The organism is Algihabitans albus, from assembly GCF_003572205.1.
GTDB classification, from domain to species: domain Bacteria; phylum Pseudomonadota; class Alphaproteobacteria; order Kiloniellales; family DSM-21159; genus Algihabitans; species Algihabitans albus.
The window spans coordinates 427984-453098 of record NZ_QXNY01000002.1 but is presented as its reverse complement, the minus strand read 5'-3'; the positions used below and the strand labels follow the sequence as shown (position 1 = coordinate 453098).

The 25115-nt window shown below is 63.3% G+C and carries 22 protein-coding genes and 3 tRNA genes; 24 read left to right on the top strand and 1 reads right to left on the bottom strand.

Annotated features, from left to right (window positions below):
- The first annotated feature begins 137 nt into the window (after window positions 1-137).
- The 7 genes from DBZ32_RS03725 (at window position 138) to DBZ32_RS03695 (ending at window position 7683) form a co-directional block, all read left to right on the top strand.
- A tRNA-Leu gene (locus tag DBZ32_RS03725) sits at window positions 138-222 on the top strand.
- Between the two features lie 114 nt (window positions 223-336).
- Entirely contained in the window at window positions 337-1809 is a 1473-nt protein-coding gene (gene tig / locus DBZ32_RS03720) for a trigger factor (protein WP_119165754.1), read from the top strand.
- 167 nt (window positions 1810-1976) lie between these two features.
- Entirely contained in the window at window positions 1977-2642 is a 666-nt protein-coding gene (locus DBZ32_RS03715; RefSeq protein ID WP_119165753.1) for an ATP-dependent Clp protease proteolytic subunit, read from the top strand.
- Window positions 2643-2872: 230 nt separating this feature from the next.
- The gene (gene clpX, locus DBZ32_RS03710) at window positions 2873-4141 is read left to right on the top strand and encodes an ATP-dependent Clp protease ATP-binding subunit ClpX (protein WP_119165752.1); all 1269 of its coding nucleotides are present in this window, start codon (window positions 2873-2875) and stop codon (window positions 4139-4141) included.
- A 247-nt stretch (window positions 4142-4388) separates the two neighbouring features.
- Window positions 4389-6797 carry an endopeptidase La gene (lon, locus tag DBZ32_RS03705; RefSeq protein ID WP_119165751.1) on the top strand — a complete coding sequence of 803 codons (2409 nt, stop codon included), beginning with the start codon at window positions 4389-4391 and terminating at the stop codon, window positions 6795-6797.
- Window positions 6798-7087: 290 nt separating this feature from the next.
- Entirely contained in the window at window positions 7088-7360 is a 273-nt protein-coding gene (locus DBZ32_RS03700; RefSeq protein ID WP_119165750.1) for an HU family DNA-binding protein, read from the top strand.
- A gap of 247 nt (window positions 7361-7607) precedes the next feature.
- Window positions 7608-7683 (top strand) — tRNA-Val (locus DBZ32_RS03695).
- A 36-nt stretch (window positions 7684-7719) separates the two neighbouring features.
- Here DBZ32_RS03695 and DBZ32_RS03690 read toward each other — a convergent pair.
- On the bottom strand, window positions 7720-8355 hold the full coding sequence (locus DBZ32_RS03690) for a flavin reductase family protein (RefSeq protein ID WP_119165749.1): 636 nt from the start codon (window positions 8353-8355) through the stop codon (window positions 7720-7722).
- A gap of 149 nt (window positions 8356-8504) precedes the next feature.
- Between DBZ32_RS03690 and DBZ32_RS03685 the strand changes: the two genes are divergently transcribed.
- The 17 genes from DBZ32_RS03685 to DBZ32_RS03605 all read left to right on the top strand — a co-directional run bounded on the left by DBZ32_RS03685 (window position 8505) and on the right by DBZ32_RS03605 (window position 25112).
- Window positions 8505-9383, top strand: a complete 879-nt coding sequence (locus DBZ32_RS03685; protein ID WP_119165748.1) for an AEC family transporter — start codon at window positions 8505-8507, stop codon at window positions 9381-9383.
- A 64-nt stretch (window positions 9384-9447) separates the two neighbouring features.
- Window positions 9448-9524: transfer RNA gene (locus DBZ32_RS03680), tRNA-Asp, on the top strand.
- Window positions 9525-9908: 384 nt separating this feature from the next.
- A complete protein-coding gene (locus DBZ32_RS03675; RefSeq protein WP_119165747.1) occupies window positions 9909-10274 on the top strand; it encodes an NADH-quinone oxidoreductase subunit A in 366 nt (121 codons plus the stop codon).
- Window positions 10265-10804 (top strand): NuoB/complex I 20 kDa subunit family protein, encoded by a 540-nt coding sequence (locus tag DBZ32_RS03670; protein WP_119165746.1) that lies wholly within the window; start codon window positions 10265-10267, stop codon window positions 10802-10804. The genes DBZ32_RS03675 and DBZ32_RS03670 overlap by 10 nt, the downstream gene beginning before the upstream one ends.
- Window positions 10805-10844: 40 nt before the next feature.
- On the top strand, window positions 10845-11492 hold the full coding sequence (locus tag DBZ32_RS03665) for an NADH-quinone oxidoreductase subunit C (RefSeq protein ID WP_119165745.1): 648 nt from the start codon (window positions 10845-10847) through the stop codon (window positions 11490-11492).
- Entirely contained in the window at window positions 11489-12673 is a 1185-nt protein-coding gene (locus DBZ32_RS03660) for an NADH-quinone oxidoreductase subunit D (protein WP_119165744.1), read from the top strand. Before DBZ32_RS03665 ends, DBZ32_RS03660 begins: the two co-directional genes overlap by 4 nt.
- A complete protein-coding gene (locus DBZ32_RS03655; RefSeq protein ID WP_119165743.1) occupies window positions 12670-13284 on the top strand; it encodes an NADH-quinone oxidoreductase subunit NuoE family protein in 615 nt (204 codons plus the stop codon). Before DBZ32_RS03660 ends, DBZ32_RS03655 begins: the two co-directional genes overlap by 4 nt.
- A gap of 9 nt (window positions 13285-13293) precedes the next feature.
- Window positions 13294-14589, top strand: a complete 1296-nt coding sequence (nuoF, locus tag DBZ32_RS03650) for an NADH-quinone oxidoreductase subunit NuoF (protein WP_119165742.1) — start codon at window positions 13294-13296, stop codon at window positions 14587-14589.
- 34 nt (window positions 14590-14623) lie between these two features.
- Complete coding sequence (gene nuoG, locus DBZ32_RS03645; RefSeq protein WP_119165741.1) at window positions 14624-16690, top strand: NADH-quinone oxidoreductase subunit NuoG; 2067 nt, start codon at window positions 14624-14626, stop codon at window positions 16688-16690.
- A gap of 53 nt (window positions 16691-16743) precedes the next feature.
- Window positions 16744-17754 carry an NADH-quinone oxidoreductase subunit NuoH gene (nuoH, locus tag DBZ32_RS03640; RefSeq protein WP_119165740.1) on the top strand — a complete coding sequence of 337 codons (1011 nt, stop codon included), beginning with the start codon at window positions 16744-16746 and terminating at the stop codon, window positions 17752-17754.
- Window positions 17755-17788: 34 nt separating this feature from the next.
- Window positions 17789-18277, top strand: a complete 489-nt coding sequence (gene nuoI / locus DBZ32_RS03635; protein ID WP_119165739.1) for an NADH-quinone oxidoreductase subunit NuoI — start codon at window positions 17789-17791, stop codon at window positions 18275-18277.
- Between the two features lie 157 nt (window positions 18278-18434).
- Complete coding sequence (locus DBZ32_RS03630; protein WP_119165738.1) at window positions 18435-19052, top strand: NADH-quinone oxidoreductase subunit J; 618 nt, start codon at window positions 18435-18437, stop codon at window positions 19050-19052.
- Between the two features lie 3 nt (window positions 19053-19055).
- Window positions 19056-19367 (top strand): NADH-quinone oxidoreductase subunit NuoK, encoded by a 312-nt coding sequence (gene nuoK / locus DBZ32_RS03625; RefSeq protein WP_119165737.1) that lies wholly within the window; start codon window positions 19056-19058, stop codon window positions 19365-19367.
- A 7-nt stretch (window positions 19368-19374) separates the two neighbouring features.
- Complete coding sequence (gene nuoL, locus DBZ32_RS03620) at window positions 19375-21321, top strand: NADH-quinone oxidoreductase subunit L (protein WP_119165736.1); 1947 nt, start codon at window positions 19375-19377, stop codon at window positions 21319-21321.
- 4 nt (window positions 21322-21325) lie between these two features.
- Entirely contained in the window at window positions 21326-22852 is a 1527-nt protein-coding gene (locus DBZ32_RS03615) for an NADH-quinone oxidoreductase subunit M (protein WP_119165735.1), read from the top strand.
- Window positions 22853-22863: 11 nt separating this feature from the next.
- Entirely contained in the window at window positions 22864-24336 is a 1473-nt protein-coding gene (gene nuoN, locus DBZ32_RS03610; protein WP_119165734.1) for an NADH-quinone oxidoreductase subunit NuoN, read from the top strand.
- The gene (locus DBZ32_RS03605) at window positions 24333-25112 is read left to right on the top strand and encodes a biotin--[acetyl-CoA-carboxylase] ligase (protein ID WP_119165733.1); all 780 of its coding nucleotides are present in this window, start codon (window positions 24333-24335) and stop codon (window positions 25110-25112) included. Before nuoN ends, DBZ32_RS03605 begins: the two co-directional genes overlap by 4 nt.
- The last annotated feature ends 3 nt before the right edge of the window (window positions 25113-25115 follow it).

Sequence of the window (25115 nt, the reverse complement as noted above, 5' to 3'; positions counted from 1 at the left end):
CGCTTCGACGGTTGCGGCCTCGCTTGTCGCGCGGAAAGAGCGCGTGCTATAGGTCCGCGCCCTTTCGTGAGGAGGGGTGCGAGACTAACTTTCGAGGCGGCAGGCGGCGACGGTCGCGGAGCCGCTGCCGGCGCGGCGCGGGCGTGGCGGAATTGGTAGACGCGCCAGGTTTAGGTCCTGGTGGCTTCGGCCGTGGGAGTTCAAGTCTCTCCGCCCGCACCATCGCCGGATACCCACCCCGGTCTTGCAGCAGGATACGACCCGACGTCAGCGCGACCGTGCGTTGCCGAACGAGACCCATAGCAGAGTTCGCCAGACGAGAAGGCCGAAGAGCAGATGCAGGTTACCGAGACGAGCAGCGAGGGGCTGAAGCGCGAGTTCACCATCACGCTCAGCGCTCAAGATATCGACGGCAAGGTCGACGACCGCCTTGCCGAGCTGGCGAAGACCGCGCGCATTCCGGGTTTTCGCCCCGGCAAGGTACCCGCGGCGCTCATGAAGCAGCGCTACGGCCAGGCTGTTCTGGGCGAGGTGCTGGAAAAGGCACTGCAGGACTCCAGCCAGCAGGCGCTGACCGAGCGCAACATCACGCCGGCGCTGCAGCCGAAGGTCGAGGTGACCAAGTACGAGCAGGGCGAAGACCTCGAGTACAAGATCGAGGTCGAGGTCATGCCCGAGGTCGAGCCGATGGACTTCTCCGGCATCGAGGTCGAGCGGATCGAAGTCGCGGTGCCCGATCAGGAAGTTGCGGAAACGCTGGAGCGGCTGGCCGGTCAGCAGAAGAAGACCGAGCCGCTGACGGAGCCTCGGGCGTCCCAATCGGGCGATGTCGTGGTGATCGACTTCAAGGGCTCCGTCGACGGCGAGACCAAGCCGGGCATGGAAGGCGAGGATCACCATCTGGAGCTTGGGTCGAATTCCTTCATCGCCGGCTTCGAGGATCAACTGATCGGGCTCAACAAGGATGACGAGACGACCGTCGAAGTCACCTTCCCGCAGGAGTACGTGAACGACGAGCTGGCTGGCCGGGAGGCCAAATTCGAAGTCAAGGTGAAGGACATTCTCGCGGCGCAGCCGATCGCGATCGATGACGAGATGGCGAAGGCCTACGGTTCAGACAGTCTGGAGGAGTTGAAGGCCAAGGTTCGCGACAGCCTCGGCCAACAGTACCAGGAACTGACGCGCAACCGCGTGAAGCGCCTGCTGCTCGATCAACTGGCGGACGGACATGACTTCACCGTACCGGCAGGTATGGTCGATCTGGAGTTCGAGCAGATCTGGAAGCAGGTCGAGCAGGATCGCGAACAGGGCAAGGAAGACCCCGACGACGACGGCAAGGACGAGGACACGCTGAAGCAGGAGTACCGCGAAATCGCCGAGCGCCGCGTGCGCCTCGGACTGCTTTTGAGCGAGGTCGGTCGCCGCAACGAGATCGACGTTAGCCAGGAAGACCTCAACCGGGCCTTGATCCAGGAGGCGCAACGCCACCCCGGTCAGGAGCGCGAGGTGATCGAGTTCTTTCAGAACAATCCGCAGGCCCTGGCCAACCTTCGCGCGCCTCTCTTCGAGGACAAGGTGGTCGACTTCATCCTCGACCTGGCGCAGGTGACTGTCCGCAGCCTCTCCCCGGAAGAGTTGAAGACGGAACTTGAGGCGGAAAGCGGCGAGGGCGAGTCAGCCGAGGAGAAGCCGAAAAAGAAGGCCGCACCCAAGAAAAAGGCGGCGCCGAAGAAGGCGGCTCCCAAGAAAGCGGCCTCCAAGACCAAGGCCGCCAAAGAGGCCGAAGACCCGGACGCCACGGAGAAGTGAGGCTGAACTGGGACCGTCGGCTTGAGCGGTCCCGCCGACTGGCCTATATCGCGGGTTCCGAAGCGGGGCGGGGCAGTGGAGTCGCCGTCGCCCCGCATCTCCCGAAGCGAAGACATCACGCGCCTGATCGGGCCTAAACGGCCGGTAGGGGCGAGGCAGGAGCGACCATGGGCGAACGCGATCCTCTCGATCTCTATATGAATACCCTGGTGCCGATGGTGGTCGAGCAGACCAACCGCGGTGAGCGCGCGTACGACATCTACTCGCGGCTGTTGAAGGAGCGGATCATCTTCGTCACCGGTCCGATTCACGACGTGGTGGCCAGCTTGGTTTGCGCTCAGCTCCTGCATCTGGAGTCCGAGAATCCGAAGAAGGATGTGGCCATTTACGTCAATTCGCCCGGCGGCGTGGTCACCTCCGGTCTGGCGATGTACGACACCATGCAATATATCCGCCCGGAAGTTTCGACTGTCTGCATGGGGCAGGCGGCATCGGCCGGCTCTCTGCTGCTTTGCGCCGGCACGGCGGGCAAGCGTTTCGCCCTGCCCAACTCGAAGATCATGGTTCATCAGCCCTCCGGCGGCTTCCAGGGGCAGGCCACGGATATCGAGATCCATGCCCGCGAGATTCTGGCGACGCGCCAGCGGTTGAACGAGATCTACGTTCACCACACCGGTCAGGAGATCAGCGTGATCGAGGATGCCATGGAGCGCGACCGCTTCATGACGCCGCAGGAAGCCAAGGACTTCGGACTGATTGACGAGGTTGTGAACAAGCGCCCCTCAGCCCTGGAAAACCTGGCGAAGGACAACAACGGCAACGGCGATGGCTGAGCAATCGCCTGACCACGACGGTCCTGCGGCGATTTTAACCCTTGCGCAAGGCCATGGCGTCAAACTGCAGCTTCTGTTTCAGTGAGACCCTTGGCTGGTCGGAACTTATGCCCCACGTCAGTTGGAGACTGTCATCGTCTTGCCATTGAGGCGGCAGTTTGACGTTGTGCCCCCACGGCGCGTCTGTCTAACATGATCGACGCGGAACCAAGGACGCGTAAGCGAGCATCATGAGCAAGTCGAGCGGCTCCGATTCGAAGAACACCCTGTACTGCTCCTTCTGCGGCAAGAGCCAGCATGAGGTGCGGAAGCTCATTGCCGGGCCAACCGTGTTCATCTGCGATGAATGCGTCGAACTCTGCATGGACATCATCCGCGAGGAGCACAAGACGACGCTTGTGAAGTCGCGCGAAGGCGTGCCGACGCCACGCGACATCTGCGGGGTGCTGGATGACTACGTGATCGGCCAGCAGCATGCCAAGCGCGTGCTCTCGGTCGCGGTCCACAATCACTACAAGCGACTTGGGCACGGCTCGAAGGGCAACGAAGTCGAGCTGGCGAAGTCGAATATTTTGCTGGTGGGCCCGACGGGCTGCGGCAAGACCCTGCTGGCGCAGACCCTTGCCCGCATTCTCGACGTACCCTTCACGATGGCCGACGCGACCACGCTGACCGAGGCTGGCTATGTCGGCGAGGACGTGGAAAATATCATCCTGAAGCTGCTGCAGTCTGCCGACTACAATGTCGAGCGTGCACAGCGCGGGATCGTCTATATCGACGAAGTCGACAAGATCAGCCGGAAGTCCGACAACCCCTCGATCACGCGCGACGTCTCGGGCGAGGGTGTGCAGCAGGCTCTGTTGAAGATCATGGAGGGCACGGTCGCCTCGGTTCCTCCTCAGGGCGGGCGCAAGCATCCCCAGCAAGAGTTCCTGCAGGTCGATACCACCAACATCCTGTTCATCTGCGGCGGCGCCTTCGCCGGTTTGGATCGGATCATCGCACAGCGCGGCAAGGGCTCCGCGATCGGCTTCGGTGCCGACGTGCGCGGTCCGGACGAGCGCTCCACCGGCGCGATCCTCCGTGAGGTGGAGCCCGAGGATCTGTTGAAGTTCGGTCTGATTCCTGAGTTCGTCGGCCGTTTGCCGGTCGTCGCTACCTTGGAAGACCTGGACGAGGACGCTCTCGTCGAGATCCTCACCACGCCGAAGAACGCCTTGGTCAAGCAGTACGAGCGCTTGTTCGAGATGGAGAATGTCCATCTCAAGTTCACGGACGACGCGTTGCGCGCCGTGGCCAACAAGGCGATCGCTCGCAAGACCGGCGCACGCGGTCTGCGCTCGATCATGGAGGGCATCCTGCTCGACTCCATGTTCGATCTGCCCGGATATGAAGGGGTCGAAGAAGTGGTGATCAACCGCGACGTGGCGGAAGGCCGCGCGTCGCCGCTTCAGATCTATGCCGACCGGCGCGAGGACGCCAGCGGCACCGGCGCCTAGGTCTGCGGCTGGCTTCGCTTCGCAAAACGGCGGCGAAGCCTACAAGGTATTGGGGCACGCGGCCTTTATCGCACTATCAATAGGGTCGTCTTGTCGGATTGGGACTGAGCGCGGTCTTGAAACGGCGCCTTTCCGCGGACACTTTATCGAGTGAACCGATCGGCCGGCATCGCCGCTCGCTAACTGGGAGCCGGTCGCCACCAGACGGTGCCCGAATTGGGGCCGTCCGCAACATTCGCGAGGTCACATGCTCGAGCTTGCCCAAGGCAACCTCTATCCCGTCCTGCCCCTGCGCGACATCGTCGTCTTCCCGCACATGATCGTGCCGCTCTTCGTCGGGCGCGAGAAGTCGGTCAAGGCGCTCGAAGACGTGATGAAGGACGACAAGCAGATCCTGCTCGTCACTCAGAAGAACGCTGCGCAGGACGACCCCAGTCCGTCCGACATCTATCAGGTCGGAACGGTGGGCACCGTGCTGCAGCTTTTGAAACTCCCCGACGGCACCGTCAAGGTGTTGGTCGAGGGTGGGCAGCGCGCCCGTATCGCCCGCTTCGGCGACAACGAGGAGTTCTTTCAGGCTTACGCGGAGGTTCTGGAAGACGACCGTGGCGACGAGCGCGAACTCGATGCGCTGGGACGGACGGTGGTGTCCCAGTTCGAGCAGTACATCAAGCTGAACAAGAAGATTCCGCCCGAGGTGCTGGTTTCGATCAATCAGATCGACGAACCCAGCAAGCTGGCCGACACCATCGCGAGCCATCTCACCCTGAAGATCCCCGAGAAGCAGGAGCTTCTGGAGGCCGGGACGGTCACCGAGCGTCTGGAGAAGGTCTACGGCTTCATGGAGTCGGAGATCGGCGTTCTGCAGGTGGAGAAGCGAATCCGCAACCGCGTTAAGCGCCAGATGGAGAAGACGCAGCGCGAATACTACCTGAATGAGCAATTGAAGGCGATTCAGAAAGAACTCGGCGAGAGCGAGGACGGCAAGGACGAGATCGCCGAGATCGAAGAGAAGATCGGCAAGACCAAACTGACGAAAGAAGCGCGCGAGAAGGCGCTGGCCGAGATCAAGAAGCTCCGTTCCATGAGCCCCATGTCGGCCGAAGCGACGGTGGTGCGAAACTACCTCGACTGGATGCTGTCGATTCCCTGGAAGAAGCGCAGCAAGGTCAAGAAGGACCTGCGCCTGGCGCAGGAGATTCTGGACCGGGATCACTACGGTCTGGAAAAGGTGAAGGACCGCATCGTCGAGTATCTCGCCGTTCAGCAGCGCATGGCGAAGGTGAAGGGCCCGATCCTCTGTCTCGTCGGACCGCCGGGTGTCGGCAAGACATCGCTCGGAAAGTCGATCGCCAAGTCGACCGGCCGCAACTTCGTCCGCATGTCCTTGGGCGGCGTGCGCGACGAGGCGGAAGTCCGCGGGCACCGGCGCACCTATATCGGTTCGATGCCGGGCAAGGTGATCCAGGGGATGAAGAAGGCCAAGACCTCCAATCCTCTCTTCCTGCTCGACGAGATCGACAAGCTCGGCGCCGACTGGCGGGGCGATCCGTCTTCGGCCTTGCTCGAAGTGCTGGATCCTGAACAGAACGGGACGTTCCAGGATCACTATCTGGAAGTCGATTACGACCTTTCGGACGTGATGTTCGTCACGACGGCCAACACGCTGCGCATGCCGCAGCCGCTGCTGGACCGGATGGAGGTGATTCGAATCCCCGGTTATACCGAGGATGAGAAGGTGGAGATCGCCAAGCGGCATCTGTTGCCGAAGGTGGTCGAAAGCCACGGCCTCAAGGACGGCGAATGGTCGATCACCGACGACGCCCTCCGGGATGTCATCCGCTACTACACCCGGGAAGCCGGGGTGCGAAATCTGGAGCGCGAACTTACGGGACTGATCCGGAAGGCCGTGAAGGAAATCGCGATGGAGGCGGAGGTGAGTTCGGTCGAGGTCACGCCGGAAACGCTCGACAAGTACGCCGGCGTTCGGCGCTACCGGTACGGCGAGGCCGAGACGGAAAATGCGGTCGGTGTCTCCACCGGTCTCGCCTGGACGGAAGTTGGCGGCGAACTGCTGTCGATCGAGGCGGTCACCGTACGCGGCAAGGGTCGTGTCGTGACGACCGGCACCTTGGGCGATGTCATGAAGGAGTCGATTCAGGCCGCCGAGTCTCTCGTGAAGAGCCGGGCGCCCGAGTACGGCATCAAGCCGACGATCTTCGAGCGCAAGGACATCCACGTTCACGTACCGGAGGGAGCGACGCCGAAGGACGGTCCATCGGCCGGTGTGGCCATGGTCACGGCCATCGTCTCTGTCCTCTCCGGTATTCCGGTCCGCTCGGACTTGGCCATGACGGGCGAGATCACCTTGCGGGGCCGGGTCTTGCCGATCGGCGGTCTCAAGGAGAAACTCCTTGCGGCCCTGCGCGGCAATATCAAGACGGTCCTGATACCGGGCGAGAACGAGAAGGACCTGGCTGACATCCCCGATAATGTGAAGACGAAACTCGAAATCATTCCCTGTACCGTGATCGATCAAGTCCTCGAAGCGGCTTTGACCGAAAAGCCGGCTCCGATCGAATGGGACGAGAAAGACGAGGAGCCCTTGCGCAAGCAAGGCGACGGCGATGATCGCGATGCGGTGCTCACCCATTAGTCGTGCTGTCAGGTAACTGATTGTTTTGCAAGGGGCTGCTTCGGCAGCCTCTTGCGGTTTTGGCGCCGATTCGCTGCGTCGCCCGAGTCGCGGGCGATTTATGGTCCTCTACGGCGCCAAGACCTCCACAGGCGAATTTTTGCCCTCCAAAACACCCGAAAAACCGCTCGATTCCTAGTATTCTGGGGCCTTTCCACATTGACGCCCGAAACAGCCCGTGTTTATTGTCGCTGCCTCACGAACGACCCGTTCGAGAAGAGAGCTTTCCAGAACACTGAGGGGGGTTCAGCGTGAACAAGAACGAACTCATTGCTGCTGTTGCTGACGATGCCGGTCTGTCCAAGGCCGATAGCGAGAAGGCGGTGAACGCCGTTTTCGATTCCATTACCGGTGCTCTTAAAACAGGCGACGAAGTCCGCCTGATGGGCTTCGGCAACTTTTCTGTTGCGCAGCGCGCGGCCAGCGAGGGTCGCAACCCCCGCACCGGCGAGAAGATCAAAATTCCTGCGTCGAAGCAGGTGAAGTTCAAGGCCGGCAAAGGCCTCAAAGACTCCGTGAACTAAAGCGAGACTCGGTCCGTTCGGCGCGCGGCTTCGTGGACGGGTCGCCCAGGGTTTGCAGCGCCGAAGTAGACGGGACGACAGCGGCGAGTTTCGCATCAGGCGGCTCGCCGCTTTTTTTTGGTTTTCTCTCTGTTTGGCTGTCTCTCTGGGCGGCGAGCCGAGGCTGACGTGACCCGAGACTGATGGCTTCGGCGATCAGGTTTCAGTCGCGCCTCCATCTCTCGCGGCTATAGTAGACGCGATCGGCGGGCGGTTAGCTCAGCTGGAAGAGCATCCGGTTTACACCCGGAAGGTCGGCAGTTCGAACCTGTCACCGCCCACCAGATCGCGCCGCCGCACCCGACGTCGGCTACCGGCATCTAGGGCTTCTGTGCGTCCTTCGGTCGTTCGATCGAGAAGAGCCGTTCCACGACCGTGTAGTCCATGTAGCCGAGGCGCGCGATCGGTTTGTAGCGCGTCGGATCGACGAGGCCATCTTCGGTGATCGCCCAGTCGGGAAGATGAATGCCGACAACCTGCCCGAAGACGACGAAGTTGCCTCGCATGGCTCCTTCAGCCGGAAACTCGACCGTCTGCAGATAGCGACACTCCAGAGAGACAGGGGCGTCGGCCAAGCGTGGCGGCTTTACCCGTTCGCAGGGAGCCATCTTCAGTCCGGCCACCTCGGCCTCGCTGATGTCGGCGGGCAGAGGGGCCGAGGTCTCGTTCATCTTGTCGCGAAGATCCCAGGTCGGAACGTTGACGACGAATTCTCCCGTTTCCTCCGCGTTGCGTTGGGAGTCTTTGACGCCGTCCTCCCGGCTGGGACCTGTCGGCGCAAAGAATACGATCGGCGGCTGGTCGGCGACGGCGTTGTAGAAGCTGTAGGGCGCGACGTTCACGACCCCCTCGGCCGAAAGGCTGCTCACCCAGGCGATCGGCCGCGGCGCGACCAAGGCCTTGAAGGGGTTGTAGGGCAGCCCGTGGGCCTTGTGCTGGTTCGGCTCGATGAACACGGGCGTGTCTCTCCTCAGACGACAGGAACAACGGATGGTGAGGCTGGATTGAACCCCCGCAACCGGCACGGCCACAAGCGTAGCGGACGCAACAGATCTGTGCCGCCTGCGCTGGTCACGGTTCCACGCTTCGCCTAAGAGACTCTCCCATGATCCTGGTGCAACTCCTCGATATCGTTCTGCCCGTCTTCCTCTGCATCGCGGCCGGCTTTGCCTGGGCGCGTTCACGTCTGGCCTTCGACAACGCCTTCGTCACCCAGTTGGTCATGTACATCGGTACGCCCTGCCTGCTGGTCGCGACCTTCGACAAGGTGCGTCCCGAACCGGAGGCCTTCGCTCAGATCGCGCTGGCGAGTCTTACGGCCTTCGTCGCGATGGGACTTCTCGCTTGGGCGGCGTTGCGCCTCCTGCGTCTGGATCCACGCGATTTTCTGCCGGCGCTCACCTTTCCCAATACGGGAAACATGGGTCTGCCCCTGGTGCTGTTCGCCTTCGGGCCCGAGGGTCTGGCCTTCGCCATCGTGGTCTTCGCTTTCTCGGCGGTCGGACACTTCACGGTCGGCATCAGCGTGTCGCGCGGCGCCTTCAAGCCGCGCGAGTTGCTGACCTTGCCGATTCTGCCGGCCCTCGCGGTGGGTATTCTCCTGGTCGTGCTCGATCTGCGGTTGCCGCTCGTCGTAGGGCGCGCGGTAGAGCTTCTGGGCAACCTGACGATTCCGCTGATGCTGCTGGCCCTCGGGGTTTCCCTGGCGCGCCTGCCGCTGCGCCGACTCGGCCGGGCGACTCTCTTGAGCGTGCTTCGCATCTCTATCGGCGCGGCGAGCGGCGGTGCGGTTGCCTGGGCCTTCGAGCTCGGGCCGGTGGCGAGCGGTGCGCTGGTGCTGCAATGCGCCATGCCGATCGCGGTTTACAGCTATCTCTTCGCCGAGCGCTTCGGGCGGGCGTCGGGAGATGTGGCCGGCGGCGTGATCGTCTCGACGCTCATGACCTTAGCCATGGCACCGACCTTGCTGCTGGTTCTGCAGTAAACCTCGGACAGGACCGCCTTGACAGCCTTGGGGGCGCAGCGTAAATACCCGGCCTCCAACGCCTGGGGGTGTAGCTCAGTTGGTTAGAGCGCTGGCCTGTCACGCCAGAGGCCGCGGGTTCAAGTCCCGTCACTCCCGCCACGTTGGTTCGAGCAAGACCTGAGAGCGAAAAAGGCCGCGATTCCAGCGGTCTTTTTTCTGGCCGGCGGCCGACCGGGCCAAGGTCGGCCGACGACGGCTCGACGCAGTCCTTCGCCGCCTTGCGCGGACCGCTTTATCGAGTCTTTAACGGCAGCGTGATCAACTCCTCCGTCGAGTCGGGAAGAATCCTTCTATCAAAGGCACTTGCTCTGATGCCGCGCTGCGACATTGCGTCCTTTTCCTAAGCCTGCGGCGTCTCTATATTGCGCCCTCAAACAAGATCGCTTCTCCAGGGCTGCCGGCCGCCGGCCACTAGCAGCGGAATACAGGTGCAAAGCGATCCCAACAGGCTCGACGACGAGCGTCGTCAGCGGTGAGAGATCAATGGAAGACCTGCTGATCGAATATCTGCCGATCCTGCTGTTTATCGGGATTGCGCTGGGTTTGGCCGCGATCATGGTCCTGGCCTCCTACATCGTGGCGCGCCAGAGGCCGGACAGCGAGAAGGTCTCCGCCTACGAATGCGGATTCGAGGCCTTCGACGATGCGCGCAGCAAGTTCGATGTGCGCTTCTACCTCGTCGCCATCCTCTTCATCATTTTCGACCTCGAAGTCGCCTTCCTGTTTCCCTGGGCTATCTCTCTTGGGGAGATCGGACTGTTCGGCTTCTGGTCGATGGTTGTGTTCCTGGGCCTGCTGACCGTCGGATTTCTCTACGAATGGAAAAAGGGAGCGTTGGAATGGGAGTGATCGGTGTCGACCAACCGCTTCCGCGCGGCTTCGAGCAGGATCTGGTTCTGAAGCAGGCGACCGACGACCTGCAGGACAAAGGCTTTCTCGTCGCCAATCTGGACAAGCTCGCCGCCTGGGCTCAGTCCGGATCGCTCTGGCCAATGAGTTTCGGTTTGGCCTGTTGCGCCGTCGAGATGATGCACACGGCCTGCAGCCGCTACGATCTGGATCGCTTCGGCGCGGTTTTCCGGCCGAGTCCGCGCCAGTCGGACGTGATGATCGTCGCCGGCACGCTCTGCAACAAGATGGCCCCCGCCTTGCGTAAGGTGTACGACCAGATGCCGGAGCCGCGCTGGGTCATCTCCATGGGCTCCTGCGCCAACGGCGGCGGCTACTACCACTACAGCTACTCGGTGGTGCGGGGCTGCGACCGCATCGTGCCGGTGGATGTTTACGTCCCTGGCTGTCCGCCGACCGCCGAAGCGCTGCTTTACGGCGTCCTGCAGTTGCAGAAGAAGATCAAGCGTGAGGCGGCGATCGCCCGATAGGCGGGCACGCAAACGGCCTCCGAAGGTCAAAGGAGAGATAATGACCGCAGCGCTCCCGCCGGCGCTTCAGGATGTCGCCGACTACGTCTCCATGGCTGTCGGTGAGAGCGTCACGGATACAGAGTCCATTCGTGGCGAGCTGATCGTCTGGACCCAGCCGGAACGGTTGCTGGACCTGCTGATGCAGTTGCGCGACGACCAGAATCTTCTGTTCAAGCAGCTATTGGACGTCACCGCCGTCGACTATCCCGACCGGCAACAGCGCTTCGAGGTCGTCTACAACCTGCTTTCGCTCAAGCACAACCAGCGCATCCGCGTGAAGCTGGCCGCCGACGAGGAAACCACCATTCCGTCCGCGGCTCGTGTCTTCAACTCCGCGATTTGGCTGGAACGCGAGGTCTGGGACCTCTTCGGGATCTTCTTCGGCGACCATCCGGATCTGCGCCGGATCCTGACCGACTACGGCTTCGAGGGGCATCCTCTGCGCAAGGACTTCCCGCTGACCGGCTACGTCGAGGTTCGCTACGACGAAGACCAGAAGCGGGTCGTCTACGAGCCCGTGAAGCTGACCCAGGAATTCCGCACCTTCGACTTCGCGTCACCCTGGGAAGGCATGCAGGGAATTCTTCCGGGCGACGAGAAGGCGGCGGCCGAAACGGACACCGCAGCCGAGGAGAGCAAGGCATGACCGCGACGGATGTCCAGATCAAGCCGATGACCCTCAACTTCGGCCCACAGCATCCGGCGGCGCACGGTGTGCTGCGTCTGGTGTTGGAGATGGACGGCGAGGTGGTCGAACGCGCGGACCCGCATGTCGGCCTGCTCCATCGCGGCACCGAGAAGCTGATTGAGTACAAGACCTACCTGCAGGCGATTCCCTACTTCGACCGTCTCGATTACGTCAGCCCGATGAATCAGGAGCACGCCTTCGCCCTGGCGACGGAGAAGCTCCTCGGGATCGAGGCACCCCGGCGCGGGCAGTACGTCCGTGTGATGTTCTGCGAGCTTACCCGGATCGCCAATCATCTTCTCAACATCGCCACTTTCGCCCTCGACGTCGGCGCAATGACTCCCATCCTCTGGGCCTTCGAAGAGCGCGAACGAGTGATGGAGTTCTACGAACGGGTCTGCGGCGCCCGACTGCATGCGGCCTACTTCCGGCCGGGCGGGGTACACCAGGATCTACCCGCCGGCCTGACCGGAGACATCAAGGCCTTCTGTGAGCGCTTCCCGAAGCACATCGACCACCTGGAAGAGCTGCTGACCGATAATCGGATCTTCCGTCAGCGGACGGTCGATATCGGCATCGTTTCGGCGGAACAGGCCCTGGACTGGGGCTTTTCCGGCGCCATGCTGCGCGGTTCCGGTGTCGCCTGGGATCTGCGCAAGGCGCAGCCCTACGACGTCTACGACGAGTTGGATTTTCAGATCCCGGTAGGTAAGACCGGCGACTGCTTCGCGCGCTACCTCGTGCGCGTCGAGGAGATGCGTCAGTCGATCGCAATCATCGAGCAGTGCCTGGAGAAGATGCCGGCGGGTCCGGTGATGATCGAAAGCACCAAGGTCAGTCCCCCCAACCGCGCCGATATGAAGCGCTCCATGGAGGCTCTGATCCATCACTTCAAGCTCTATACCGAGGGCTATCACGTCCCGCCTGGCGAGACCTACACCGCGGTGGAAGCCCCCAAGGGCGAGTTCGCGGTCTTCCTGGTGTCGGACGGGACCAACAAGCCTTACCGCTGTAAGATCCGGGCGCCCGGCTTCTCTCATCTCGCCGCCATGGACGAGCTCTGCCGTGGCCATATGCTCGCGGACTCGGTGGCCATCCTCGGCTCCATGGATATCGTTTTCGGCGAGGTCGATCGATGAAGGTAACCAGCTACCGCAAGCCGGACAGCGGCGGATTCGCGTTCACGGCCGAGAACGAGGCGCAGGCCGACGCCTACATCGCGCGCTATCCCGAAGGACGCCAGGCCTCGGCCGTGCTCTGGCTGCTCTACCTGGCGCAGGATCAGAACGGCGGTTCGATCGGGCAGGAGCAGATCGACTACGTCGCCGCCTACCTCGGGATGGCGCCGATCCGCGTCCATGAGGTCGCCAGCTTCTTTACGATGATCAACGAGCGGGCGCTCGGCCGGCACCACATCCAGGTCTGCCGCACGACCTCCTGCTGGTTGCGGGGCTCCGATGAGATCGGCAAGGCCTGTCTGGAGGAAGCCGGGATCGAGACGTTCGGCGGGACCAGCGGAGACGGGCTGTTCACCGTCAGCGAGGTCGAGTGTCTCGGCGCTTGCGCCAATGCACCGATGTTTCAGGTGAACGACCGGGACTACCACGAAGACCTGACGCCGGAGACGGCGCGCGCCGTGATCCGCGCCCTCCGCGAAGGCGGGACGGTCGAATCGGGCTCCAAGAGCGGTCGGGTTTCCAGCGAGCCGCCGGCAGACAGCCGCCGCACGCTGCTGGCCGACGCGGGGTAGGGACAGGTCATGCTGCAAGACAAGGACCGTATTTTCCTCAATCTCTACGGCGAGTTGGACTGGGGCCTGAAGGGCGCTCAGGCCCGCGGTATCTGGGACAACACCAAGGCCCTGATCGAACGCGGCCGCGAGAAGATCGTGGAGCAGGTCAAGGAATCGGACTTGCGCGGCCGTGGCGGCGCAGGTTTCCCGACCGGCCTCAAGTGGTCCTTCATGCCGAAGGAAAACGACGGACGGCCCCATTACCTGGTGGTCAACGCCGACGAGTCGGAGCCGGGAAGCTGCAAGGATCGCGAGATTCTGCGCAGCGATCCGCACCTGCTTCTCGAGGGCTGTCTGATCGCCGGCGTCGCGATGGGGGCCAATGCTGCCTATATCTACATCCGAGGCGAGTATTGGGAGCCTCTGCAGAGACTCGAGGCTGCAGTTCTGCAGGCACGCGAAGCCGGTCTGCTGGGGAAGAACGCTTGCGGCGCCGGCTGGGATTTCGACGTCTTCGTGACCCGTGGCGCCGGCGCCTACATCTGCGGTGAAGAGACCGCGATGCTGGAGTCGCTCGAGGGCAAGAAGGGTCAGCCGCGCCTGAAACCGCCCTTTCCGGCCGCCGTCGGCCTCTACGGCTGTCCGACCACTGTCAACAACGTCGAGACCATTGCCGTCGTCCCGACGATCCTGCGGCGCGGGCCGGCCTGGTTCGCCGGTCTCGGTCGACCGAAAAACGCCGGCACCAAGATCTTCTCGCTCTCAGGGCATGTGAACACGCCTTGCAACGTCGAAGAGGAGATGGGCATTCCGCTGAAGGACCTGATCGAAAAGCACGGCGGTGGGGTGCATGGCGGTTGGGACAACCTGCAGGCCGTCGTGCCGGGCGGATCCTCGGTTCCCTGCCTGCCGAAATCGATCTGCGACGATATCCTGATGGACTTCGACTCGCTGCGGGAGGCCAAGTCGGGTCTCGGTACGGCGGCCGTCATCGTAATGGACAAGTCGACGGATATCGTCGAGGCGATTGCCCGCTTCAGCCACTTCTACATGCATGAGTCCTGCGGCCAGTGTACGCCCTGCCGCGAGGGGACCGGCTGGATGTTCCGGGTTATGACGCGCATGGTGCGCGGCCAGGCCGAGTTGGAAGAGATCGACCTGCTGCTCGACGTGTCCTATCAGGTCGAGGGGCACACGATCTGCGCGCTCGGCGACGCGGCGGCTTGGCCGATTCAAGGGCTGATCCGCCACTTCCGGCCCGAGCTGGAGCGCCGGATCGCGGACTACAAGGCCAGCAGGCAACCCGCAGCAGCGGCCGAGTGAACAGCCGAAAGCAGAGGTTTAGGAGCTTTTCTTCATGCCAACGCTGACCATCAACGGCAAGGAAATCGAGGTTCCGGCCGGCCTTACCGTGCTGCAGGCCTGCGAGCTTGCCGGCTTCGAGATTCCGCGGTTCTGCTATCACGAGCGCCTCTCGGTCGCCGGCAACTGCCGCATGTGCCTGGTCGAGATGGAGCGCGCACCGAAGCCGATTGCGAGCTGCGCGATGCCGGTCGGCGACGGGATGGTGATCCGCACAGACACCGAGACGGTGAAGAAAGCGCGCAACGGCGTGATGGAGTTTCTGCTGATCAACCATCCGCTCGATTGCCCGATCTGCGATCAGGGCGGCGAGTGCGATCTGCAGGACCAGGCGATGGCCTACGGCTACGATTCGAGCCGTTATGACGAGAACAAGCGCGCGGTGTCCGAGAAGTACATGGGCCCGCTGATCAAAACGATCATGACGCGCTGCATCCATTGCACCCGCTGCGTCCGTTTTGCGACGGAAATCGGCGGTGTCGAGGAGATCGGGCTGGTCGGGCGCGGCGAGCACGCCGAGATCACGACCTTGGAGAAGGCGATCGACTCCGAACTCTCCGGCAATCTGGTCGACGTCTGTCCGGTCGGTGCGCTGACCAACGCGCCCTACGCCTTCTCGGCCCGACCCTGGGAGCTGCGCAAGACGCTGTCGGTCGACGTCCTGGATGCCGTCGGCTCCAACATCCGGGTGGATGCGCGCGGGCGCGAGGTGATGCGCGTGCTGCCGCGTCTGCATGAAGACGTGAACGAAGAGTGGATCAACGACAAGACGCGCCAGGCCGTCGACGGTTTGCATTACCGGCGGCTGGACAAGCCCTTCGTCCGGGCGGCGGACGGCAAGCTGAAGCCGGCGAGTTGGACGGAGGCTTTCGAGGCCATCGCCGCGCGGTTCAAGGGGCTTGCCGGGGAGAAGATCGCGGCCATCGCCGGCGATCTCTGCGATGCCGAATCGATGCTGGCCCTGAAGGACCTGATGACCGCGCTGGGTTCGCCCAACCTGGAGTGCCGCCAGGACGGCGCCAAACTGGGCGGCGGGCCGCGCGCCGAGTATCTCTTCAACACGGGTATCGCCGGGATCGAGCAAGCCGATGCCATCCTGCTGATCGGCAGCAATCCCCGTTGGGAAGCGGCGATGGTCAACGCCCGCATCCGCAAGCGCTTTCTTCAGACCGGCCTGCCGATCGCTCTGATCGGTCCGCGCGTGGAACTGACCTACGACTACGACCATCTGGGCGAGGGGCCTGACGTCCTGGAGGCGCTGACCAGGGGCGAGGGCGACTTTTTCCGGACTCTCGAGGCGGCCGAACGGCCCCTGATCGTGCTCGGCTCCGGCGCGGTGGCGCGACCGGACGGGGCGGCCATCGTGGCGCTTGCACGCCAACTTGCGGACTCCGTCGGTGCCGCCGGCGCGAAGGCACCCGACCGTTGGAACGGCTACAATGTTCTTCAGCGTGCCGCCTCGCGGGTCGGCGGCCTCGATCTCGGGTTTCTGCCGGGCGAGGGCGGCCGCGATCTCGAAGGCATCCTGGCCGGCGCCGGCTCCGGGGAGATCGAGGCGGTCTGGTTGCTGGGCGCAGACGAGATCGATACGCAGCGGCTCGGCAAAGCCTTCGTCATCTATCAGGGGCATCACGGCGACCGCGGCGCGCACCGCGCCGACGTCATTCTGCCGGGCGCCGCCTACACCGAGAAGAACGGGACCTACGTCAACACCGAGGGCCGCGTTCAACTCGGACGCCTGGCCGCCTTCCCGCCGGGCGAGGCACGCGAAGACTGGACCATTCTGCGCGCTCTTTCCGAGCGACTCGGCGTGAAGCTGCCTTATGACAGCCTGGGCGATTTGCGTGCGCGCCTGGTGCAACTGCACCCGGTCTTCGCGGCGATCGACACCTTGGAGCCGGCAGCCTGGGAGGCCTTCGGAGCCAAGACGGATCTGCAGGCGACGCCGTTTGACCTGCCGGTCGAGAACTTTTACATGACCTGCCCGATCAGCCGCGCCTCCAAAACCATGGCCGCCTGTACGGAGGCCTTCGTCGCAGCGCCGTCCCAGGCGGCGGAGTAGGGGCGGACAGTGACGGCGGCGAGGTTTGCAGCAGGGTTTAAGGACGGGACAGCGTGAACGGTTTCTTCGACAGCTACCTTCTGCCGACGGCCATCATCGTGGCGCAGATCGTTGCCGTGCTGGTGCCGCTGCTGGTGGCGGTCGCCTACCTGACTTACGCCGAGCGCAAGGTCATCGCGGCGATGCAGCTTCGCCGGGGTCCCAATGTGGTCGGCCCCTTCGGCTTGCTGCAGCCCGTCGCGGACGGCGTAAAGCTGCTGTTCAAGGAGACGATCCTGCCGGCCGGCGCCAACCGGATCGTCTTCATCCTGGCCCCGATGATTACCTTTTCCCTGGCGATGATGGCCTGGGCGGTGATCCCGGTGGCGGAGGGCTGGGCGATCGCCGACATCAACGTCGGCGTGCTGTTCCTTTTTGCCGTGTCCTCGCTCGGCGTCTACGGCGTGATCATGGCCGGCTGGGCCTCCAACTCCAAATATCCTTTCCTCGGCGCTCTGCGCTCGGCGGCGCAGATGGTCTCCTACGAAGTCTCGATGGGCTTCGTGCTGATAACCGTCGTGCTCTGCGCCGGTTCGTTGAACCTCACCGACATCGTCAATGCTCAGCAGGGTCTCTGGTACGCGATCCCGCTGCTGCCGATGTTCGTGATCTTCTTCATCTCGGTTTTGGCCGAGACCAACCGTGCGCCCTTCGATCTGCCGGAAGGCGAGTCGGAGCTGGTGGCCGGGTACTTCGTCGAATACTCCTCGATGACCTTCGCGCTCTTCTTCCTCGGCGAATACGCCAACATGATTCTGATGAGCGCGATGGTGACGATCTTCTTCCTCGGCGGCTGGCTGCCGATCATGGATATCGCGCCTTTCACCTGGATTCCCGGACCGGTCTGGTTCGCGGCGAAGGTGGCGCTGGTGCTTTTCTTCTTCCTGTGGATACGCGCGACCTTTCCGCGCTACCGCTACGACCAACTGATGCGCCTGGGCTGGAAAGTCTTTCTGCCGATTTCCCTGGCCTGGGTGATTTTGACGGCTGGCGTACTGATCTACTTCGACTGGCTGCCGGCCTGATCGGAACCCGGGCTCAAAGGAGGCCGAAATCGCCATGGCGATGCTGGACCGAACCGCGCGTAGCCTGCTGCTCAGCGAACTGCTGGGCGGTATGGCCCTTACCTTTCGCTACATGTTCCGCCCCAAGGTCACGCTGAACTATCCCTACGAGAAGGGGGCGCTCAGTCCCCGTTTTCGCGGCGAGCACGCCCTGCGGCGCTATCCCAACGGGGAGGAGCGTTGCATCGCCTGCAAGCTGTGCGAGGCGATCTGCCCGGCCCTGGCCATCACCATCGAAGCCGAACCGCGGGCCGACGGCAGCCGCCGGACGACGCGCTACGACATCGATATGACCAAGTGCATCTACTGCGGCCTCTGTCAGGAGGCCTGCCCGGTCGACGCCATCGTCGAGGGGCCGAACTTCGAGTTTGCGGCCGAGACGCGCGAGGAGCTGTTCTACAACAAGGACAAGCTGCTCGAGAATGGCGACCGCTGGGAGCAGGAGATCGCACAGAACATCGCCCTCGACGCACCCTATCGCTAGGGCGTATGAGAGGGCGCCGTTGCCGCGGCGCAACAAAAGTGACGCTCGCCGCTTGGGGACCTAGGGCTGCGGTTCGGGCGGCGAGGGGAGGCCGCCGGTTTATGATTGCGGCAGGCGCGCGGCGAAGCGCGGAAGATCGGGTGTCGGGGAAGATCGAATGATCGTGCAGGTTCTCTGCTTCTATCTGTTCAGCGCCATCATGGTCGCCTCGGCCGTGATGGTGATTTCGTCGCGCAACCCGGTCCATTCGGTGCTGTTCTTGATTCTCGCCTTCTTCAATGCGGCGGGCCTCTTCGTGCTGATCGGTGCCGAGTTCCTGGCGATGATCCTGGTGGTCGTCTATGTCGGCGCGGTCGCCGTGCTGTTCCTCTTCGTCGTGATGATGCTCGACGTGAACATTGCCGAGCTGCGCCAGGGCTTCCTGCAGTACCTGCCGATCGGCGCCCTGATCGGTCTGATCCTGATGGTCGAACTGGTGATGGTCGCCGGCTTCTACTTCGGCGCCCCGGAAGCGGCCGGGACGGTGGCGCGCGTTCCGATCCCGCCCAGCGAGCAGGTGACCAATACGGAGGCCTTGGGCCGCGTTCTCTATACCGACTACGTCTACCTGTTTCAGGCCTCCGGTCTGATCCTCCTGGTCGCGATGATCGGGGCGATCGTGCTCACCCTGCGCCAGCGCGAGGGTGTCAAGCGCCAGTCGATCGCGCGTCAGATCGCGCTCCAGCGCAGCGAGGCGGTCGAGGTCAAGGACGTGCCGAGCGGAAGCGGGATCTGAGCGATGTGGGAACTGACGCTCGGACACTACCTGACGGTCGCGGCCATCCTCTTCACGCTCGGCATGTTCGGGATCTTCCTGAACCGCAAGAACGTGATCATCATCCTGATGTCGATCGAGCTGATGCTGTTGGCCGTCAACATCAACCTGGTCGCCTTCTCCTGGCATCTCGGCGATTTGGTCGGCCAGGTTTTCGCCATGCTGATTCTGACTGTGGCGGCAGCCGAGGCCGCCATCGGTCTCGCCATCCTCGTGGTGTACTTCCGCAACCGCGGTTCGATCGCGGTGGAAGACATCAACATGATGAAGGGCTGAGGCCGATATGATCGACGCCATTATCGTCTTCCTGCCGCTGATCGGCGCGCTTCTGGCCGGCCTGTTCGGACGTGCGCTCGGCGACCGCGGCGCACAGGTGGTGACCTGCAGCCTGCTGATTCTCGCCGCCCTGCTGTCGATCACGGTCTTTATCGACGTCGCCCTGGGCGGCAACACCCGCACCACGGAACTCTTCACCTGGATCGACTCCGGCCGGTTCGAGCTGAGTTGGGCTCTCAGGGTCGATACCCTGACCGCCATCATGTTCTGCGTGGTGACCATCGTCTCCGCGATCGTCCATCTCTACTCGGTCGGCTACATGGCCGAGGACAAGTCGATCCCGCGTTTCATGGCCTATCTGTCGCTCTTCACCTTCTTCATGCTGATGCTGGTGAGCGCCGACAATCTGGTGCAGATGTTCTTCGGGTGGGAAGGGGTCGGTCTTGCGTCCTACCTGCTGATCGGCTTCTGGTACGACCGGCCCAGCGCCAATGCCGCCGCCATGAAGGCCTTTCTGGTCAATCGCGTCGGCGACATCGCCTATGCCCTCGGCATCGCCGCGATCTTCCTGCTGTTCGGATCGGTCGAGTTCGATCAGATCTTCGGCCGCGCCGCCGAATATCAGGATGTGGTGGTCACGGCCTTCGGCATCGAATGGCATGCCCTGACGGTGATCTGCCTGCTGCTGTTCATCGGCGCGATGGGCAAGTCGGCGCAGCTCGGACTGCACACCTGGCTGCCGGATGCCATGGAGGGGCCGACCCCGGTTTCGGCGCTGATCCACGCGGCCACCATGGTCACGGCCGGCGTGTTCCTGGTCTGCCGCATGTCGCCTGTCTTTGAGTTCGCCCCCGACGCGCTCACGGTGGTGACCATCGTCGGCGGCGCGACCGCCTTCTTCGCGGCGACCGTCGGCCTGACCCAGACCGACATCAAGCGGGTGATCGCCTATTCGACTTGCTCGCAGCTCGGCTACATGTTCTTCGCCGCCGGCGTGTCGGCCTACGGCGCGGCCATGTTCCACCTGATGACCCATGCCTTCTTCAAGGCGCTGCTGTTCCTGGGCGCCGGCGCGGTCATCCATGCCATGCATCATGAACAGGACATGTTCAAGATGGGCGGGCTCTATAAGAAGATCCCGGTGACCTACGGTCTGATGTGGGTCGGCACCTTGGCCCTGGTCGGCTTCGGCATTCCCGGGCTGGGAATCGGCTTCGCCGGTTTTTATTCCAAGGACATCGTTCTGGAGGCGGCCTACGCGGCGCACAGCGGTGCCGGCGGCTTCGCCTTCTGGCTCGGCATCGCGGCGGCGCTGATGACGGCCTTCTACTCCTTCCGCTTGCTGTTCCTGACCTTCCACGGCGAGACACGGGCCGACGCTCATACCTACGAGCATGCCCACGAGGCACCGCGGGTGATGATCTGGCCGCTCTACGTCCTTGCGGCCGGGGCGCTCGGCGCCGGCGCGCTGTTCTACGGACCCTTCGTCGGCGACGGGCGGGAGGCGTTCTGGAACGGCGCCATCTTCGCCCTGAACGACATCATCGAGGAGGCGCATCACGTCCCCTTCTGGGTGAAGGCCTTGCCGATGGTCATGACCCTTGCCGGTATTGCGCTGGCCTGGGTGATGTACGTGCGGCGGCCGGACTTGCCGGGCCTCGTCGCGCAGCGGTTCAGGCCGCTCTACCTCTTCTCACTGCGCAAGTGGTACTTCGACGAACTCTACGACGCCGCCTTCGTGCGTCCCGCCTGGTATCTGGGCAACGGTCTCTGGAAGGCTGGAGACGGCGCCTTGATCGACGGGGTGGGGCCGGACGGCGTCGCCGCGCTGACGCGCGATCTGGCGCGACGCGCCAGCCGTCTGCAGAGCGGCTACGTCTACCACTATGCCTTTGCCATGCTGATCGGGGTCGTCGCGCTGATCACCTGGTACATCGTGACGACGGCTGGGTGAACCGATGGGCGAGTGGCCGCTTCTTTCTCTGGTAACGTTTCTGCCGCTGCTGGGTGCGGCTTTCATTCTCTTCATCCGTGGCGAGGAAGAGGTGGTGGCGCGCAACGCCCGCTACGTGGCGCTCTGGACCAGCCTGATCACCTTCGCGCTCAGCCTGCTGATCTGGTTCGGCTTCGAGCGCGGGACGGCGGAGTTCCAGTTCGTCGAGCGGGTCGACTGGCTGCCCGACTTCAACATCAGCTATCACATGGGCGTGGACGGCATTTCGATGCCCTTCGTGCTGCTCTCGACCCTGCTGACGCCGCTCTGCGTGCTGGCGAGCTGGGATGCCATCAAGACCCGCGTCAAGGAGTACATGATCGCCTTCCTGGTCCTCGAGACCCTGATGGTCGGCATGTTCTGCGCTCTCGATTTCGTTCTCTTCTACATGTTCTTCGAGGGCGTGCTGATTCCGATGTTCCTGATCATCGGGATCTGGGGCGGGGCGCGGCGCGTCTACGCGGCCTTCAAGTTCTTCCTCTACACCCTGGCCGGCTCGGTGCTGATGCTGCTGGCCATGCTGACCATGTACTTCGACGCCGGGACTACCGACATCCCGACGCTGATGACGCAGAACTTCCCCTTCCAGATGCAGATCTGGCTCTGGTTGGCCTTCTTCGCCTCCTTCGCCGTCAAGGTGCCGATGTGGCCGGTCCATACCTGGTTGCCCGACGCCCACGTCGAGGCGCCGACCGCCGGCTCCGTGATCCTGGCCGGCGTGTTGCTGAAGATGGGGGCCTACGGCTTCCTGCGCTTCTCGCTGCCGATGCTGCCCGAGGCGTCCGAGTTCTTCACGCCCCTGGTCTTCACCCTTTCGGTGGTGGCGATCATCTACACCTCGCTGGTCGCCCTGGCGCAGAAGGACATGAAGAAGCTGATCGCCTACAGCTCAGTGGCGCACATGGGTTTCGTGACGATCGGTATCTTCACGGTCAATCAGCAGGGCTTGGAGGGCGCGATCTTCCAGATGCTGAGTCACGGCGTGGTCTCGGCCGCTCTCTTCCTGTGTGTCGGAGTCATCTACGACCGGCTGCATACGCGCGAAATCGCGCGCTACGGCGGTCTCGCCGAGAACATGCCAAGCTACGCCCTGGTCTTCATGGTCTTCATGCTGGCGAGCGTCGGTCTGCCGGGCACCAGTGGTTTCGTCGGCGAATTCCTGGTCATCATGGGCGCGTTCCAGGCGAACACCTGGGTCGCCCTGCTGACCGCCAGCGGCATGGTTCTGGGCGCCGCCTACATGCTCTGGCTCTACCGCAGCGTCATCTTCGGGGCTCTGACCAAGAAGGACCTGCTGTCGCTACAGGACATGTCCTGGCGGGAGAAGGCGGTCTTCGCACCACTGCTGGCGGCCGCGCTGATCTTCGGCGTCTATCCGCTGCCTCTGCTCGAAGTCATGGATGCCTCCGTCGCCAACCTCATCGAGAACTACGAGTTGGCACTGGCAACGTCCGAAGGGACGTCTCTCGCCCGCCTCTGGCCTCTGAATTGAGTCGTTAACCCATGGACGTCGCAAGCCTGACCCTCTCCCTGATCGCCGCGCTGCCGGAAGTGTTTCTGGCCTGCGCCGGCATCGCCATTCTTCTGGTCGGCGTCTACTCGCGGGCGCAGGCGACGCAGACAGCGATGATCCTAGCCGTGGCGGCTCTGATCGGAACCCTGGCATTGCTGCTGTTGGGGCCGGAGCGGGCGACCTTCGCCTTCAACGACCTTTTCATCAACGACGGTTTCGGCGACTTCATGAAGGTGCTGATCCTCGTCGCGGCCGCGCTAACCCTGGTCATTTCCTTCGGCTACATCCGCCGCGAGCAGATGGACCATTTCGAGTATCCGGTCCTGATCGTCTTTGCCGTCGTCGGCATGCTGATGATGGTTTCGGCCAACGACCTGATCTCGCTCTACATCGGTCTCGAATTGCAATCCCTGGCACTCTACGTGATCGCCGCCTTCCGGCGCGACACGCTGCGGTCCAGCGAGGCGGGGCTGAAGTACTTCGTTCTCGGTGCGCTATCCTCCGGCATGTTGCTCTACGGCATGTCGATGGTCTACGGCTTCACCGGAACCACGTCCTTCACCACTCTGGCGGATATCTTTACCGCGCAGGCCGCGGCGGGCGAGGGGGTGACGCTCGGCGCCCTGATCGGCATCGTCTTCGTCACGGCCGGCTTGGCCTTCAAGATCTCGGCGGTGCCGTTCCATATGTGGACGCCCGACGTCTACGAGGGTTCGCCCACCGCGGTCACCGCCTTCTTCGCCGCCGCGCCCAAGGTCGCCGCCATGGCACTGATCGTGCGGGTCCTGATGGGCCCCTTCGGGGAACTGGCGGACCAGTGGCAGCAGATCGTAGTGTTCATCGCCATTGCCTCGATGATCCTGGGGGCGCTGGCCGCAATTCAGCAGACCAATATCAAGCGGCTGATGGCCTACTCCTCGATCGGGCACATGGGCTACGCGCTGGTCGGACTCTCGGCGGGCACGCCCGAGGGCATTCGCGGCGTCGCCATCTACATGGCCATCTACGTCCTGATGAACATCGGAACCTTCGCCTGCATCCTCTGTATGCGCCAGAAGGAGCGGATGGTCGAAGACATCGAGGACCTGAAGGGACTATCCAAGACCCATCCCCTGATGGCCTTGGCGCTCGCCATCTTCATGTTCTCGATGGCAGGGATGCCGCCGCTCGCCGGCTTCTTCGGCAAGCTCTACGTCTTCCTCGCGGCCATCGAGGCCGGACTCTACGTGCTGGCCGTGATCGGCGTCCTGACCTCGGTGATCGGCGCCTACTACTACCTGCGCATCGTCAAGCTGATGTATTTCGACGAGCCGGTGGAAGGCTTCGACCGGCCGATCGGCCGCGAACTCAGCCTGGTGATCGGCGGTACGGCGGTGGCGGTTCTCTTCTTCTTCGTCGTGCCGGGTCCCGTGGTCGACAGCGCGGCGTCAGCGGCACGCGCCTTCTTCGCGGTTTCGGGATGATTCCTCCCAAAGACGCCTCCCGCAGTCCCAAGCTTCCGACCGCCTATCGACTGGTGTCCCTGGACAGCGTCGCCTCCACGATGGAGGAGGCCCGCCGTTTGGCTGAGGCGGGAGCCGAAGACGGTACCCTGGTCTGGGCCCGCGAACAGACCGCCGGACGCGGGCGCCAGAGCCGGGAGTGGGACAGTCCCAGGGGCAACCTCTATCTGACCCTGATCCTGCGGCCCGAATGCAGTCCGGCCGATGCGGCACAGCTCGGATTTACGGCCGCCGTCGGCATGGGCGACGCGATCGGCAGCGTCTGTCCGCCGCTGGATGTTACCTATAAGTGGCCGAACGACGTCCTGCTTAACGGTCGCAAGGTGACGGGTATCTTGTTGGAATCGAAGTCGCTGGCCGACGGTACGCTGGACTGGCTTCTGCTCGGTCTCGGCACCAATGTCGCGTCCTTTCCGAAGGATACCGCCTATCCGGCCACGTCGCTCCGGTTCGAGGGGACGCCCCCGGAGATCACCGAGGTGGATTTGCTGGAGGCTTTCGGCCGCCATTTGCTGGGTTGGGTCAACCGCTGGCTGGACGAAGGCTTCGCACCCGTGCGCGCTGCGTGGCTGCGCCATGCCGCGAGTAAGGGCGAGGAGATCCAGGTTCGCTTACCGCAGGAGACGCTCGGCGGGGTCTTTCGCGACCTCGATCCGGACGGCCGTCTGCTGCTGGAGCTGGCCGACGGCGGCGTCCGGACCATCGCCGCCGGCGATGTCTTTCCGGCCGAGAGGTAGGAA

Excerpts from the sequence above, each read along its gene's own strand:
- tig (WP_119165754.1), top strand. The coding sequence starts at position 337 with ATGCAGGTTACCGAGACGAGCAGCGAGGGGCTGAAGCGCGAGTTCACC.
- DBZ32_RS03715 (WP_119165753.1), top strand. The coding sequence starts at position 1,977 with ATGGGCGAACGCGATCCTCTCGATCTCTATATGAATACCCTGGTGCCG.
- clpX (WP_119165752.1), top strand. The coding sequence starts at position 2,873 with ATGAGCAAGTCGAGCGGCTCCGATTCGAAGAACACCCTGTACTGCTCC.
- lon (WP_119165751.1), top strand. The coding sequence starts at position 4,389 with ATGCTCGAGCTTGCCCAAGGCAACCTCTATCCCGTCCTGCCCCTGCGC.
- DBZ32_RS03685 (WP_119165748.1), top strand. The coding sequence starts at position 8,505 with ATGATCCTGGTGCAACTCCTCGATATCGTTCTGCCCGTCTTCCTCTGC.
- DBZ32_RS03675 (WP_119165747.1), top strand. The coding sequence starts at position 9,909 with ATGGAAGACCTGCTGATCGAATATCTGCCGATCCTGCTGTTTATCGGG.
- DBZ32_RS03670 (WP_119165746.1), top strand. The coding sequence starts at position 10,265 with ATGGGAGTGATCGGTGTCGACCAACCGCTTCCGCGCGGCTTCGAGCAG.
- DBZ32_RS03665 (WP_119165745.1), top strand. The coding sequence starts at position 10,845 with ATGACCGCAGCGCTCCCGCCGGCGCTTCAGGATGTCGCCGACTACGTC.
- DBZ32_RS03660 (WP_119165744.1), top strand. The coding sequence starts at position 11,489 with ATGACCGCGACGGATGTCCAGATCAAGCCGATGACCCTCAACTTCGGC.
- DBZ32_RS03655 (WP_119165743.1), top strand. The coding sequence starts at position 12,670 with ATGAAGGTAACCAGCTACCGCAAGCCGGACAGCGGCGGATTCGCGTTC.
- nuoF (WP_119165742.1), top strand. The coding sequence starts at position 13,294 with ATGCTGCAAGACAAGGACCGTATTTTCCTCAATCTCTACGGCGAGTTG.
- nuoG (WP_119165741.1), top strand. The coding sequence starts at position 14,624 with ATGCCAACGCTGACCATCAACGGCAAGGAAATCGAGGTTCCGGCCGGC.
- nuoI (WP_119165739.1), top strand. The coding sequence starts at position 17,789 with ATGGCGATGCTGGACCGAACCGCGCGTAGCCTGCTGCTCAGCGAACTG.
- DBZ32_RS03630 (WP_119165738.1), top strand. The coding sequence starts at position 18,435 with ATGATCGTGCAGGTTCTCTGCTTCTATCTGTTCAGCGCCATCATGGTC.
- nuoK (WP_119165737.1), top strand. The coding sequence starts at position 19,056 with ATGTGGGAACTGACGCTCGGACACTACCTGACGGTCGCGGCCATCCTC.
- nuoL (WP_119165736.1), top strand. The coding sequence starts at position 19,375 with ATGATCGACGCCATTATCGTCTTCCTGCCGCTGATCGGCGCGCTTCTG.
- DBZ32_RS03615 (WP_119165735.1), top strand. The coding sequence starts at position 21,326 with ATGGGCGAGTGGCCGCTTCTTTCTCTGGTAACGTTTCTGCCGCTGCTG.
- nuoN (WP_119165734.1), top strand. The coding sequence starts at position 22,864 with ATGGACGTCGCAAGCCTGACCCTCTCCCTGATCGCCGCGCTGCCGGAA.
- DBZ32_RS03605 (WP_119165733.1), top strand. The coding sequence starts at position 24,333 with ATGATTCCTCCCAAAGACGCCTCCCGCAGTCCCAAGCTTCCGACCGCC.